The 13,765-nt window shown below is 41.7% G+C and carries 16 protein-coding genes; all 16 read left to right on the forward strand.

Annotated elements, in window-relative coordinates:
- Positions 1 to 65: 65 nt before the first annotated feature.
- Positions 66 to 512: a LytTR family DNA-binding domain-containing protein gene (locus FOA33_RS01510; RefSeq protein WP_061853165.1), complete on the forward strand. Its 447-nt coding sequence runs from the start codon at positions 66 to 68 to the stop codon at positions 510 to 512.
- 5 nt (positions 513 to 517) lie between these two features.
- Positions 518 to 1,192 carry a hypothetical protein gene (locus tag FOA33_RS01515; protein ID WP_007518606.1) on the forward strand — a complete coding sequence of 225 codons (675 nt, stop codon included), beginning with the start codon at positions 518 to 520 and terminating at the stop codon, positions 1,190 to 1,192.
- Positions 1,193 to 1,298: 106 nt separating this feature from the next.
- Positions 1,299 to 1,487 (forward strand): 50S ribosomal protein L28, encoded by a 189-nt coding sequence (rpmB, locus tag FOA33_RS01520; protein ID WP_001140948.1) that lies wholly within the window; start codon positions 1,299 to 1,301, stop codon positions 1,485 to 1,487.
- A gap of 152 nt (positions 1,488 to 1,639) precedes the next feature.
- Positions 1,640 to 2,005 (forward strand): Asp23/Gls24 family envelope stress response protein, encoded by a 366-nt coding sequence (locus FOA33_RS01525; RefSeq protein WP_000216438.1) that lies wholly within the window; start codon positions 1,640 to 1,642, stop codon positions 2,003 to 2,005.
- Positions 2,006 to 2,007: 2 nt separating this feature from the next.
- Positions 2,008 to 3,675 carry a DAK2 domain-containing protein gene (locus tag FOA33_RS01530; RefSeq protein ID WP_221160405.1) on the forward strand — a complete coding sequence of 556 codons (1,668 nt, stop codon included), beginning with the start codon at positions 2,008 to 2,010 and terminating at the stop codon, positions 3,673 to 3,675.
- A 124-nt stretch (positions 3,676 to 3,799) separates the two neighbouring features.
- Complete coding sequence (locus FOA33_RS01535) at positions 3,800 to 4,006, forward strand: hypothetical protein (protein ID WP_000390701.1); 207 nt, start codon at positions 3,800 to 3,802, stop codon at positions 4,004 to 4,006.
- A complete protein-coding gene (locus FOA33_RS01540) occupies positions 4,003 to 4,197 on the forward strand; it encodes a hypothetical protein (RefSeq protein WP_221160406.1) in 195 nt (64 codons plus the stop codon). The genes FOA33_RS01535 and FOA33_RS01540 overlap by 4 nt, the downstream gene beginning before the upstream one ends.
- Positions 4,184 to 5,059: an ABC transporter ATP-binding protein gene (locus FOA33_RS01545; RefSeq protein ID WP_221160407.1), complete on the forward strand. Its 876-nt coding sequence runs from the start codon at positions 4,184 to 4,186 to the stop codon at positions 5,057 to 5,059. The genes FOA33_RS01540 and FOA33_RS01545 overlap by 14 nt, the downstream gene beginning before the upstream one ends.
- A gap of 12 nt (positions 5,060 to 5,071) precedes the next feature.
- Complete coding sequence (locus FOA33_RS01550; RefSeq protein ID WP_221160408.1) at positions 5,072 to 5,806, forward strand: ABC transporter permease; 735 nt, start codon at positions 5,072 to 5,074, stop codon at positions 5,804 to 5,806.
- 4 nt (positions 5,807 to 5,810) lie between these two features.
- Complete coding sequence (locus tag FOA33_RS01555) at positions 5,811 to 6,908, forward strand: sensor histidine kinase (protein ID WP_221160409.1); 1,098 nt, start codon at positions 5,811 to 5,813, stop codon at positions 6,906 to 6,908.
- Position 6,909: 1 nt separating this feature from the next.
- Complete coding sequence (locus tag FOA33_RS01560; RefSeq protein ID WP_221160410.1) at positions 6,910 to 7,509, forward strand: response regulator transcription factor; 600 nt, start codon at positions 6,910 to 6,912, stop codon at positions 7,507 to 7,509.
- A 319-nt stretch (positions 7,510 to 7,828) separates the two neighbouring features.
- Complete coding sequence (rpsL, locus tag FOA33_RS01565) at positions 7,829 to 8,242, forward strand: 30S ribosomal protein S12 (RefSeq protein WP_001142332.1); 414 nt, start codon at positions 7,829 to 7,831, stop codon at positions 8,240 to 8,242.
- A gap of 19 nt (positions 8,243 to 8,261) precedes the next feature.
- The gene (gene rpsG / locus FOA33_RS01570; RefSeq protein WP_000087873.1) at positions 8,262 to 8,732 is read left to right on the forward strand and encodes a 30S ribosomal protein S7; all 471 of its coding nucleotides are present in this window, start codon (positions 8,262 to 8,264) and stop codon (positions 8,730 to 8,732) included.
- A gap of 391 nt (positions 8,733 to 9,123) precedes the next feature.
- Positions 9,124 to 11,205, forward strand: coding sequence for an elongation factor G (fusA, locus tag FOA33_RS01575; protein ID WP_000090342.1), 2,082 nt, complete (start codon positions 9,124 to 9,126; stop codon positions 11,203 to 11,205).
- Positions 11,206 to 11,526: 321 nt separating this feature from the next.
- The gene (locus FOA33_RS01580) at positions 11,527 to 13,227 is read left to right on the forward strand and encodes an acetolactate synthase large subunit (RefSeq protein WP_221160411.1); all 1,701 of its coding nucleotides are present in this window, start codon (positions 11,527 to 11,529) and stop codon (positions 13,225 to 13,227) included.
- Positions 13,220 to 13,696, forward strand: a complete 477-nt coding sequence (ilvN, locus tag FOA33_RS01585) for an acetolactate synthase small subunit (RefSeq protein ID WP_001253813.1) — start codon at positions 13,220 to 13,222, stop codon at positions 13,694 to 13,696. Before FOA33_RS01580 ends, ilvN begins: the two co-directional genes overlap by 8 nt.
- The last annotated feature ends 69 nt before the right edge of the window (positions 13,697 to 13,765 follow it).

Below are 13,765 nucleotides of genomic sequence, written 5' to 3' on the forward strand. Positions count from 1 at the left end.
ACTTGCTTTTTTGCCCTTGTATTCCTAACTTAGCTTTGATATAGTAGAGTCAGAAAGGAGATGTGATGAAGTTACGAATTGAGATTGACGGCAATTTAGAAGAAACTGAAATTGTCATCAAGACCCCCACTTTGACAGATGAAATTGCCGACTTGCAACGGTTCTTGCAAGAGTCGACAACTCCGAGGTTAACTTTTTACAAGGGAACAGGTGAATATTATCTAGACCTATCAGAGATTCTTTTCTTTGAAACCGACGGTAGCAAAATCTACGCCCACACTCAGAAAGAAGCCTATGAAGTCCGTCTCAAACTCTATGAGTTGGAGACCATCTTGCCTCGCTATTTTAGCCGAGTGTCCAAGTCAACTATCGCAAACATCCGTCAGATTTACTCAGTGGACAAGTCCTTTTCAGGAACGGGCACCATTTCCTTTTATCAGACCCACAAGGAGGTTCATGTGTCACGACATTACCAGTCCCTCCTAAAAGAAAATCTAAGAAACATGAGGTAAAAGACATGAAAAAGAAAGCATTTGGTATTGTTTTATTGGTTTTAGCAGCCTGGATCTTGCTGCAAGGAAATTTTGGCATTCCTTCTTTGGATGGTAAGATATGGCCTTTGCTAGGAATTGTTTTTTTTGCTTATAAGTCCATTGAGTCCATCCTTAGACGCCATCTAACTGCGGCAGTTTTTACAGGTTTACTGGCGCTCATCATTGCAAATTACGCTTATGACTTGTTGCCGGTGCCTAATCATTCTCTCATCTGGGCTAGTATCTTAGTGGTACTCGGTGTTGGTTATCTGACGCATTCAAGTAAGTTCTGGCATGAAAAAAAGTGGTGGTACAATGGAGAAAAAACAGTCATTACGGATAAGGAAGTCGTATTTGGAAGCGGGACTTTCTATAAGCAAGATCAAGATATTGTAGACGACCAAGTGGAAGTCGCTTTTGGGGACGCTAAAATCTACTATGACAATGCAGAGATGTTAGGTGATTTTGCAACTTTAAATATTGAAGTGGCCTTCGGGAATGCAACTGTCTATGTTCCGCAACACTGGCGTGTCGATTTGAAAGTAGAAACCTCCTTTGGTGCAGCTAAGGCAGACGCTCCTGTGGCGCCAACAAACAAAACCTTGATTATTCGTGGGGAAGTTGCTTTTGGTAAACTTGGAGTTGTTTACGTTAAATAAAAAAAGTCTCCGAATTTCCTTGCCAAAATAGAGAAAGTGTGATAACATAGTACGGTATGTGGTGCTAGCACATCCGCTATATTAGATCTAATAGGAGGAAAACACAATGGCTAAAGTATGTTACTTTACAGGTCGTAAGACTGTATCAGGAAACAACCGTTCACACGCGATGAACCAAACAAAACGTGCCGTAAAACCAAACCTTCAAAAAGTTACTGTTCTTATCGATGGTAAACCTAAAAAAGTTTGGGCTTCAGCTCGTGCTTTGAAATCAGGTAAAGTTGAACGCGTTTAATAAAGATGAAAAGACCACTTAGGTCTTTTTCTTTTGCTCCATGGATAAAATCATTTGAAAAATAGAGTAAATATCCGCCGATACAGCATTCTGCTTTTACACTTGGGCTGAAATATGATAAAATAGAGTATCAACTAGTTGAGGTAAAAAAAATGACTGTAAAAATTAATACAAAAGATGGTCAAATCGAACTGACAGATGAAGTGATTGCAACCGTAGTAGGTGGTGCCGCAACTGAGATTTTTGGAGTGGTCGGTATGGCTAGTAAAAATGCCCTCAAAGACAATTTCCAAGCCCTCCTTGGTAAGGAAAATTATTCTAAGGGTGTTGTCGTGAAGGCAGCCGAGGATGGTAGCATCGCGGTTGATGTTTATACCGTGTTGAGCTACGGAGTAAAGATAAGCGAAGTGTCAAAAAACATTCAAGAGCGTGTTCGTTTTAGTCTAGAAAATCAACTAGGAATTACTGCTCAGACTGTGAATGTCTACATTCAAAATATCAAAGTTGTAGGAGAATAATCGTGTCAAAAATTACTACCAGTTTATTCCAAGAGATGGTGCAAGCTGCATCAACTCGTTTGAATAAGCAAGCAGAATATGTCAATTCATTAAACGTCTTTCCAGTTCCAGATGGAGATACTGGGACAAACATGGGAATGACCATTGAAAATGGTGCGAAAGAAGTAGCAGACAAGCCTGCTTCTACAGTTGGAGAAGTAGCGAGCATTCTTGCCAAAGGGCTCTTGATGGGTGCGCGTGGGAACTCAGGGGTTATCACTTCTCAGCTCTTCCGTGGCTTCTCTCAGGCTATCAAGGGAAAAGATGAATTAACAGGTCAAGACTTGGCTCTTGCCTTCCAATCTGGTGTCGAAGTAGCTTATAAAGCGGTTATGAAACCAGTTGAAGGAACCATTTTGACTGTTTCTCGTGGTGCTGCCATTGGGGCTAAGAAAAAAGCCGAGGAGACAGATGATGCTGTTGAGGTCATGCGTGCAGCCTTGGAAGGCGCGAAAGCAGCTTTGGCTAAGACACCAGAAATGCTTCCAGTTTTGAAAGAAGTTGGTGTTGTGGACTCAGGTGGTCAAGGTTTGGTCTTCATCTACGAAGGTTTCCTATCAGCTCTTACTGGTGAATACAGTGCGTCAGAGGACTTTGTAGCAACTCCAGCTAATATGGGTGAAATGATCAATGCAGAGCACCACAAGTCTGTAGCTGGACATGTCGCAACAGAAGATATCACTTTTGGTTACTGTACTGAGATTATGGTTGCCCTTAAACAAGGTCCAACTTATGCCAAAGATTTTGACTACGATGAATTCCGTAACTACTTGAATGACCTAGGGGATTCTCTTCTTGTCGTCAATGATGATGAAATCGTCAAAGTTCACGTCCATACAGAAGATCCAGGTCTTGTCATGCAAGAAGGTCTCAAATATGGTAGCTTGATCAAGGTCAAAGTGGACAACATGCGTAACCAACACGAAGCGCAAGTTGAAAAGGAAGCGACCCAAGGCAACAAGCCTAGTGAAACAAAAGAGTATGCCCTTATCGCAGTAGTAGCTGGTCAAGGTTTAGCAGATATTTTCCGTGCTCAAGGTGTGGATTATGTTATCGAAGGTGGTCAGACGATGAACCCTTCAACAGAAGACTTTATCAAGGCTGTTGAACAGGTCAATGCTCGCAACATTATCTTCTTACCAAACAACAAAAATATCTTCATGGCGGCTCAGTCTGCGGCTGAAGTGCTTGAACAACCTGCTGTTGTGGTAGAAGCGCGAACAATTCCTCAAGGATTGACCAGTCTTCTTGCCTTTGATCCAAGCAAATCAATCGAAGAAAACAAAGAACGTATGACTGCAGCCCTCGATGATGTCATCAGCGGTAGTGTAACAACAGCCGTTCGTGATACAACTATCGATGGATTAGCAATTCATGAAAATGACAATCTTGGTATGGTTGATGGGAAAATCCTCGTGTCAAACCCTGACATGCACCAAACCTTGACAGAAACATTGAAACATATGTTGGACGAAGACAGTGAAATCGTGACTTTCTATGTTGGTGAAGACGGAAGCGAAGAACTTGCTAATGAAATTGCCCAAGAAATCGCAGAAGAATTTGAAGATGTAGAAGTAGAAATCCACCAAGGACAACAACCTGTATATCCATATCTTTTCAGTGTAGAATAAAAATTTAATCGATTAAAAAGAAAGTTGATTTTGCAGCTTTCTTTTTTTATGACATTTGTCATATTTCCTAGTGACAGAAGCATCTAGCTCCGCCAATTTCAAAAGTCTATAATTGAAGTATGAAATGGAGGAAGAAGAAATGAAAAATAAAATGATTGTCGCAGTGAGTTTAGTAGCAGCAGGAGTTATGACCTATCTCATGTTTTCAGGATTGGACGAGGGTTTCTACCATTTTCCTTGGGAGCTCTTTGCTGGCTTTGGAATGATGTCTTGGCTTGTCAGAGAGGGTTTGAAATTAGTCAGAGATGTAAAAAAGGAGTTTGAGGAATGAAAAAAGCAATCATCTGTCTCTTTATCGGCCTGTCACTCTTGGTATGGTTAGTGGAAATGTTTACTGGTTGGTTTGATCAAAACTTGCTTCGCCAATTTATTCGTGGTGCTTGGGGTTTTGGATTTATGATTTTCATTGTTTTCCCTATGGGAATGAAGTGGTTGAAAGGAGAATCTCATGACTGTGATTAAAGTTGAGAAATTGAGTAAGAAAATAAAAGACAAGGAGATCTTGCGGAACATCTCCTTTGAAATCAACGATGGTGAATGTGTCGCCTTGATCGGGCCTAACGGAGCAGGGAAGACAACCTTGATCGATTGCCTCTTGGGCGACAAGTTCATGAGCGCAGGTCAGATAGTCATTCAAGGATTTGCACCAACAGATCCTCGATTAAAGCAGCTTATTTCTGTCTTGCCCCAAGAAAATGCAGTCGTTCAAAGCTTGAAAGTGAAAGAACTTTTATCATTTTTTAAGTCACTTTATCCTGACAGTCTTTCAGACAAAGAAATTGATGACTTGCTGAGATTCTCAGACAAGCAGAAAAATCAGCTAGCGGGCAAGTTGTCTGGTGGGCAAAAACGTTTGTTCTCTTTCGTGTTGGCTTTAATAGGTCGTCCGAAAATTCTATTTTTAGACGAGCCAACTGCTGCTATGGATACCTCGACACGTCAGCATTTTTGGGAAATTGTCAATCAGTTAAAGAAAAATGGTGTCACCATTGTCTATTCTTCTCACTATATCGAAGAGGTAGAGCATACGGCTGACCGCATTTTGGTTCTCCACAAGGGAGAATTGATTCGCGATACGACGCCTTATGCCATGCGTGGTGAAGAACAAGAAAAACACTTTACGGTGCCTCTAACCTATCAGGATTTTGTTAGTACCTTGACTATGGTTCAAGAGCTTGAAATCAAGCAAAATGCTCTTTCCTTCACCACCAAAGAAGCCAGTCAGGTATGGAAAGCCTTGCAAGAACAAGGTTGCACGATCGAAGAAATTGAAGTTCGCAATCGAACTCTCTTAGACAGTATCTTCGAAACGACTCAAGACTAAAGGAGATTGACGATGAAAAATATGACAAGTCTCATGAAAATGGAAATCATTCTGATGAAACGGCAGGCAGTCTACTACTTGCTATCCATCGGACTCCCAAGCGTGTTTTACCTTATATTTTCTGGTATGATGTCAGGGTCAGACATTCCAGAAATCGCTCTTCAAGCCTATCTCTTTGCCATGACGGTCTTTAGTATCATGTCAAGCGCCTTTTTCAGTATTCCTAGCACACTCGAATCTGACAAGACAAACAACTGGCAAAAATTGATTCAACATTCTCCGGTTTCTATGGTAGAATACTATGTATCAAAACTGTTCAGTACTCTACTGACTTTCTTGTTATCAATTATAGTTGTCTTTTCAGTTGGTCATTTTGTCCGTGGAGTTACGCTACCTTGGCTTGACTGGTTAGTAATCGGTGTTATTTTGCTGGTCGGAAGCGTGGTCTTTATCAGCATGGGTGTCTTGGTGAGCCTGCTTCCCAGTGCTCAACTGATGACGGTTATTGGAAATATTGCCTATATTGCTTTGGCTGTCCTAGGTGGACTCTGGTTCCCTTTGAGTTCCTTCCCAGAATGGCTCCAATCCATTGGAAAATTGACTCCAACCTATCAATTGATGCAGGTCGTCTCTGCTTACTTGGAGCACCACGAGTTTAATGTTCTTTCCGCCTTGGTTGTACTAGGCTATACAGTTTTCTTTAGTGTACTGGTAATTCAGCTGAAAAAACGGATCGAGGTAAAATAAATCTATGTTGGAAAAATTAAAAAACACTCATTATATGTTTCATATTTCGTTAGTGTTTATCATCTTTCCCATAGCGGGTGTCATCGTTGGAGAGTACCCGCTTTTAACCTTGTTATGGACCTTGATATTTGTCCTAGCCTTCTATTCGGTTTTAGTCAGTCAAAATCGAACTGTGCAGTGGTTGGCTTGGTGGATCATGCTTGCCTACATTTTTTACAGTTCCGTCTGGTTAAATGTGGGCTTCGCTTGGTTTATCTTTTATTTATCAAACCTCCTCGTTTACCAACTGGATGGGATTTCTTTTCACTCTTGGCGTTTTGTCAGTTTTATTGTCTTGCAACCCTTGATTTTGACAGGGATTTATCTGGTTAATCAAGTTAGCCCCTGGCAACTGCTCTTTTTCTTGGTGACTTTTATCTTTTCTGATGCCTTTACTTTTGGTCTTTATCGAATTCGGATGACGGAAGAACTAAAAGAAGAAAAGAGAAAGCAAAATGCCAAGCTCAATCTTTTCTTGACTGAAAATGAGCGCAATCGTATTGGTCAGGATCTCCATGACAGTCTAGGTCATACCTTTGCTATGCTTAGTGTCAAGACAGATTTGGCAATACAGTTATTGCAGATGCAGGCTTATCCACAGGCGGAAAAGGAATTAAGAGAAATACAGCAAATTAGCAAAGAATCAATGCGTGAAGTTCGAACGATTGTGGAAAATCTTAAGTCTAGAACTTTGACATCCGAACTAGAGACTGTGAAAAAGATGTTAGAAATTGCTGGCATTGAGGTGGAGACAGATAATCAACTAGATACTGCTAGCCTAACTCAGGAATTGGAGTCAACTGCTTCCATGATTTTGCTTGAGTTAGTGACCAATATTATCAAACATGCCCAAGCGTCGAAAGCTTACTTAAAATTAGAGCGAACAGGGAAAGAACTCATTCTAACGGTGAGAGATGATGGCTGTGGCTTTGTTTCTCTAAAAGGGGATGAGCTCCATACAGTCCGAGATCGTGTCCTTCCATTTTCAGGAGAGGTAAAGGTAATCAGTCAGAAGCGGCCGACTGAAGTGCAGGTTCGACTACCTTATAAGGAGAGAAACTAAGATGAAACTACTTGTTGCAGAAGATCAAAGTATGTTGCGAGATGCCATGTGCCAGTTGCTTGCCTTTCAACCAGATGTAGAATCTGTCTTACAAGCCAAGGATGGGCAAGAAGCAATCCAACTTTTAGAAAAGGAGTCCGTAGATATCGCCATTCTTGACGTAGAAATGCCTGTTAAGACAGGCCTTGAAGTCTTGGAGTGGATACGAGCAGAAAAGTTAGAAACAAAGGTGGTTGTGGTGACAACCTTCAAGCGCCCTGGTTATTTTGAACGTGCGGTCAAGGCTGGAGTGGATGCCTATGTCTTAAAAGAAAGAAGTATTGCAGATCTCATGCAAACCTTGCACACCGTCCTCGAAGGACGCAAGGAGTATTCGCCTGAATTGATGGAGGTGGTGATGACGCATCCCAATCCGTTGACAGAGCAAGAAATCGCTGTTTTAAAGGGAATCGCTCAGGGCTTGTCTAACCAAGAAATCGCAGACCAACTCTATCTATCAAATGGAACCGTCCGAAACTATGTCACCAATATTCTTTCGAAACTAGAGGCTAGTAATCGAACAGATGCAGCCAACATCGCAAAAGAATCTGGTTGGCTTTGATAAGAAGGGTTAAAAAATTCTGAAACGATAGCTTGAATCGAAGGAAATCCATACTAGAATGTAGGAGACAGATTGCCTCCTTTTTTTTGTTTAGAAAAGCGGTGAAAGCTAGTGTCAAAGAGTTAAAAGATCAGAATAAAAATGAAAAATATCTTGACAATGAAGGAAAAATTGTGTTACAATAATAGACGGTACTTTTTACTTTTGGTCTCTCAAAAGTGTACAGGGACGTGCTGACAAATGTTGCAAAAGTACACACAGATGGTAGCTGTCACCAAGTGTATCATCACCAAAAATAAAAAAATACAGGAGTATGTAGATGCCTACAATTAACCAATTGGTTCGCAAACCGCGTAAATCAAAAGTAGAAAAATCTAAATCACCAGCTTTGAACGTTGGTTACAACAGTCATAAAAAAGTTCAAACAAACGTTTCTTCACCACAAAAACGTGGTGTTGCAACTCGTGTTGGAACAATGACACCTAAAAAACCTAACTCAGCCCTTCGTAAATTCGCTCGTGTACGTTTGAGCAACCTTATCGAAGTTACTGCCTACATCCCAGGTATCGGACACAACTTGCAAGAGCACAGCGTGGTGCTTCTTCGTGGTGGACGTGTAAAAGACCTTCCAGGGGTACGTTACCATATCGTCCGTGGTGCACTTGATACTGCAGGTGTTAACGATCGTAAACAAGGCCGTTCTAAATACGGTACTAAACGTCCAAAAGCATAAGGAAAGGGGATAAAGAGAAATGAGTCGTAAAAATAGAGCTCCAAAACGTGACGTATTGCCAGATCCGCTTTACAATTCACAACTAGTTACTCGTCTTATCAACCGCGTTATGCTTGATGGTAAACGTGGTACAGCTGCTTCAATCGTTTACGGTGCTTTTGAGCAAATCAAAGAAGCTACTGGCAACGATGCACTTGAAGTATTTGAAACAGCTATGGAAAACATCATGCCTGTACTTGAAGTACGTGCACGTCGTGTTGGTGGATCTAACTACCAAGTCCCAGTTGAAGTTCGTCCAGAACGTCGTACAACACTTGGACTTCGTTGGTTGGTAACAATCGCTCGTCTTCGTGGTGAACACACAATGCAAGACCGTCTTGCAAAAGAAATCTTGGATGCTGCTAACAACACTGGTGCAGCAGTTAAGAAACGTGAAGACACTCACCGTATGGCTGAAGCTAACCGTGCCTTCGCACACTTCCGTTGGTAAGATAGGATACGAAAGCGTTAAGAAAGTCCCAGAGAAAATAGGGAATCAAAGCGGGTTGCGATTGCAACCAATGAGATTTATCTTTTTCTCCAGACTTTTAGCTTGAGTTCAACTAAATCATGATGCTAGGAACGGTAAGGATGCAAGGTGAAAATAGTAAACTGACGCAGTATTCGACGAATACAAGGAAGTTTATCTTTTTCACACAGCATCCCGTTCCGGCTCAAATCGGCTAGCTAACTTTAGCCCGAGTTCAATTCAACTTGTCTACAAGTTGAAACCAACAAAAACAAGATAAACATTGAGAACGGGTAGGTCCTGCCTATCCGTTTTTATTAAAATCGTGTTATAATAGAATAGAAATCAAAAATAAATAGGAGAAACAAACCTCATGGCACGCGAATTTTCACTTGAAAAAACTCGTAATATCGGTATCATGGCTCACGTCGATGCCGGTAAAACAACAACTACTGAGCGTATTCTTTACTACACTGGTAAAATCCACAAAATCGGTGAAACTCACGAAGGTGCGTCACAAATGGACTGGATGGAGCAAGAGCAAGAACGTGGTATCACTATCACATCTGCTGCGACAACAGCTCAATGGAACAACCACCGCGTAAACATCATCGACACACCAGGGCACGTGGACTTCACAATTGAAGTACAACGTTCTCTTCGTGTATTGGACGGTGCGGTTACTGTTCTTGACTCACAATCAGGTGTTGAGCCTCAAACTGAAACAGTTTGGCGTCAAGCAACTGAGTACGGAGTTCCACGTATCGTATTTGCCAACAAAATGGACAAAATCGGTGCTGACTTCCTTTACTCAGTAAGCACACTTCACGACCGTCTTCAAGCAAACGCACACCCAATCCAATTGCCAATCGGTGCTGAAGATGATTTCCGTGGTATCATCGACTTGATCAAGATGAAAGCTGAAATCTATACAAACGACCTTGGTACAGATATCCTTGAAGAGGATATCCCAGCTGAATATCTTGAACAAGCACAAGAATACCGTGAAAAATTGATCGAAGCAGTTGCTGAAACTGATGAAGATTTGATGATGAAATACCTCGAAGGTGAAGAAATCACTAACGAAGAATTGAAAGCGGGTATCCGTAAAGCTACTATCAATGTTGAATTCTTCCCAGTATTGTGTGGTTCTGCCTTCAAAAACAAAGGGGTTCAATTGATGCTTGATGCGGTTATCGACTACCTTCCAAGCCCACTTGACATCCCAGCAATCAAAGGTGTTAACCCAGATACAGATGAAGAAGAAACTCGTCCAGCATCTGATGAAGAGCCATTTGCAGCTCTTGCTTTCAAGATCATGACAGACCCATTCGTAGGTCGTTTGACATTCTTCCGTGTTTACTCAGGTGTTCTTCAATCAGGTTCATACGTATTGAATACTTCTAAAGGTAAACGTGAACGTATCGGACGTATCCTTCAAATGCACGCTAACAGCCGTAAAGAAATCGACACTGTTTACTCAGGTGATATCGCTGCTGCCGTTGGTTTGAAAGATACGACAACTGGTGACTCATTGACTGATGAAAAAGCTAAAATCATCCTTGAATCAATCGACGTTCCAGAACCAGTTATCCAATTGATGGTTGAGCCAAAATCTAAAGCAGACCAAGACAAGATGGGTATTGCCCTTCAAAAATTGGCTGAAGAAGATCCAACATTCCGCGTTGAAACTAACGTTGAAACTGGTGAAACAGTCATCTCTGGTATGGGTGAGCTTCACCTTGACGTCCTTGTTGACCGTATGCGTCGTGAGTTCAAAGTTGAAGCGAACGTAGGTGCTCCTCAAGTATCTTACCGTGAAACATTCCGCGCTTCTACTCAAGCACGTGGATTCTTCAAACGTCAGTCTGGTGGTAAAGGTCAATTTGGTGATGTATGGATTGAATTTACTCCAAACGAAGAAGGTAAAGGATTCGAATTCGAAAACGCAATCGTCGGTGGTGTGGTTCCTCGTGAATTTATCCCAGCGGTTGAAAAAGGACTTGTAGAAGCAATGGCTAACGGTGTCCTTGCAGGTTACCCAATTGTTGACGTTAAAGCTAAACTTTACGATGGTTCATACCACGATGTCGACTCATCTGAAACTGCCTTCAAGATTGCTGCATCTCTTGCACTTAAAGAAGCTGCTAAGACTGCACAACCAGCTATCCTTGAACCAATGATGCTTGTAACCATCACTGTTCCAGAAGAAAACCTTGGTGATGTTATGGGTCACGTAACTGCTCGTCGTGGACGTGTAGATGGTATGGAAGCACACGGTAACAGCCAAATTGTTCGTGCTTACGTTCCACTTGCTGAAATGTTTGGTTACGCAACAGTTCTTCGTTCTGCATCTCAAGGACGTGGTACATTCATGATGGTATTTGACCACTACGAAGATGTACCTAAGTCAGTACAAGAAGAAATCATTAAGAAAAACAAAGGTGAAGAATAATCTGTCTTCGCAATAGAAGGAAGTCACTTGGTGGCTTCCTTTTTTTGTCTTTAACTATTCATTTTTGCTGAATATAGTATACAAATTTGGTCGCTAAGTGAGAGAGTTACTAATTTTATCCAGAAAGAAAATATTCTAATTTGATAAATTAAAGTAAATAAAGGTTCCTAATTCCGTAGAAAAGTTAATAAAAATGAGAAAAAAATTCATAAATACACTTTTAGATAGAAAATTCAGAAAATTGCTTCTTTTACCTTGAAAATTTTTGAAAAAATGGTATGATAGTAACAAGCTATTTTTAAGAGAAGAGAAAGGGGAACAATGGAGAAAATCAGTTTAGAATCTCCTAAGACGGGGTCGGACCTAGTTTTGGAAACACTTCGCGACTTAGGAATTGATACCATATTTGGCTATCCTGGTGGTGCAGTCTTGCCTTTGTATGATGCGATATATAATTTTAAAGGCATTCGCCACATTTTAGGACGCCATGAGCAAGGTTGTTTGCACGAAGCTGAAGGATATGCCAAATCAACTGGAAAGTTGGGTGTTGCTGTCGTCACGAGTGGACCGGGAGCTACAAATGCCATTACAGGGATTGCAGATGCCATGAGTGATAGCGTTCCCCTTTTGGTCTTTACAGGTCAGGTGGCGCGTGCAGGGATTGGGAAGGATGCCTTTCAGGAGGCAGACATCGTGGGCATTACCATGCCAATCACTAAGTACAATTACCAAGTTCGTGAGACGGCAGATATTCCTCGCATCATTACGGAAGCTGTCCATATCGCAACGACAGGTCGTCCAGGGCCCGTCGTGATTGACCTACCAAAAGACGTATCTGCCTTAGAGACAGATTTCATCTATTCACCCGAAGTGAATTTGCCAAGTTATCAACCGACTCTAGAGCCAAATGACATGCAAATCAAGAAAATCTTGAAGCAATTGTCAAAAGCCAAGAAACCTGTTTTATTGGCAGGTGGTGGAGTTAGTTATGCAGAAGCAGCTACAGAACTCAATGAGTTTGCTGAACGTTACCAAATTCCAGTCGTGACCAGTCTTTTAGGGCAAGGTACGATTGCGACGAGTCATCCGCTCTTTCTTGGAATGGGAGGCATGCACGGGTCTTTCGCAGCTAATATTGCCATGACGGAAGCCGACTTTATGATTAGTATTGGTTGCCGTTTCGATGACCGCTTGACTGGAAATCCTAAGACCTTTGCGAAGAATGCTAAGGTTGCCCACATTGATATTGACCCAGCTGAGATTGGCAAGATTATCAGAGCAGATATTCCTGTGGTGGGCGATGCTAAGAAAGCCTTGCAGATGCTACTAGCAGAACCAACTGTTCATAACAATACTGAGAAATGGATTGAAAAAGTCACCAAGGACAAGAATCGAGTTCGTTCTTATGATAAGAAAGAACGTGTGGTTCAACCGCAGGCCGTTATTGAACGCATCGGTGAGTTGACAAATGGGGATGCCATTGTTGTCACAGACGTAGGGCAACACCAAATGTGGACAGCTCAGTATTATCCTTACCAAAATGAGCGTCAGTTAGTCACTTCAGGTGGTTTGGGTACCATGGGATTCGGAGTTCCTGCAGCTATCGGAGCCAAGATTGCCAATCCAGAAAAAGAAGTCATCCTTTTTGTCGGTGATGGTGGTTTCCAAATGACCAACCAAGAGCTAGCAATCCTAAATATCTACAAGGTGCCGATTAAGGTTGTCATGTTGAATAACCACTCACTAGGAATGGTTCGCCAGTGGCAGGAATCCTTCTATGAGGGTAGAACTTCCGAGTCAGTCTTTGATACACTTCCTGACTTCCAGCTGATGGCACAGGCTTATGGCATCAAAAACTATAAATTTGATAATCCAGAGACGATAGAGAAGGATCTAGAAGTCATTCTGGAGGATGTGCCCATGTTTATCGAGGTGGATATTTCTCGTAAGGAACAGGTCTTACCGATGGTACCAGCTGGCAAGAGCAATCATGAGATGTTGGGGGTGAAGTTCCATGCGTAGAATGTTAACAGCTAGATTGCAAAACCGTTCAGGAGTTTTGAATCGTTTTACAGGTGTCCTTTCTCGTCGTCAAGTCAATATTGAGAGTATCTCAGTTGGTGCGACAGAGAACCCCAATGTATCTCGTATCACCATCATTATTGATGTAGCATCTCATGATGAAGTAGAGCAAATCATTAAACAGCTCAATCGTCAGATTGATGTGATTCGCATTCGAGATATCACAGATAAACCACACTTGGAAAGAGAAGTTATCTTGGTAAAAGTATCTGCTCCTGCTGAGAAGCGTGCAGAAATCTTGGCCATTATCCAACCTTTCCGTGCAACGGTAGTAGATGTGGCTCCAAGTTCAATCACTATCCAGATGACGGGAAATGCTGAGAAGAGTGAAGCTTTATTGCGAGTGATTCGACCATATGGTATTAAAAATATCGCTCGTACGGGTGCAACTGGATTTACCCGCGACTAATACTCTTAGTATAAAATCCAGCATAAATTTGTTAAACCAGCCTATAAGGCAATAAAAATAGAAAAGAGA

Source organism: Streptococcus cristatus (genome assembly GCF_019685515.1).
Lineage (GTDB): Bacteria > Bacillota > Bacilli > Lactobacillales > Streptococcaceae > Streptococcus.